The organism is Haloferula chungangensis, from assembly GCF_042664875.1.
GTDB classification, from domain to species: domain Bacteria; phylum Verrucomicrobiota; class Verrucomicrobiia; order Verrucomicrobiales; family Akkermansiaceae; genus Haloferula; species Haloferula chungangensis.
Map to the genome: position 1 here is coordinate 1 of NZ_JBHTBS010000111.1, position 503 is coordinate 503.

Annotated in this window: 2 pseudogenes; one reads left to right on the plus strand and one right to left on the minus strand. The window is 33.6% G+C overall.

The annotated features are described in order from the left end of the window. Positions 1 to 201 (plus strand): annotated as a pseudogene (locus tag ACFQY0_RS21435) (hypothetical protein); the annotation flags it as partial. A gap of 104 nt (positions 202 to 305) precedes the next feature. Here the strand turns inward: ACFQY0_RS21435 and ACFQY0_RS21440 are convergent. Then, positions 306 to 503 (minus strand): annotated as a pseudogene (locus ACFQY0_RS21440) (phosphopentomutase); the annotation flags it as partial.

The following is a 503-nucleotide window of genomic DNA, read 5'->3' on the forward strand; positions in this document are numbered from 1 at the left end:
CCCCTTTCCTATCCAATCATTGATTCTGTATTTAATGCACTCTATGAAGCTTCAGACTTTGATTCCATAACTGAGTTTGAATCATATTTAAATGAGATACATATAAAGAATCATGAAACTGTACATCGCCATAAAATTCGTGATCGGACAGATGTAATAGAAGAAAGATTAATGGCGCTTAACAGAAAAAAACGCGACTAACGTGTCGCGCTTTTTTTATGCAAAAATAACCCAGTAAAGAATACCCCAAACTAAAGAAAAGGCCAATATAAATAAAAATACAGCTTTTTGATGCTTTTTATTCATTAAAGAATCTCCTTTAAGAAACTTTTACCATGTGTGTGGTATTGAACTTCAAAGTTTTCTGCAATTGTTGCTGCAATATCTGCGAAGCTTGAACGCTTATTAATTTCACCATATTTTAAATCTTTTTTAGAAGTGATGAGCAAGGGTACATATTCACGAGTGTGATCTGTTCCAGTGTGTGTTGGATCGTTTCCATG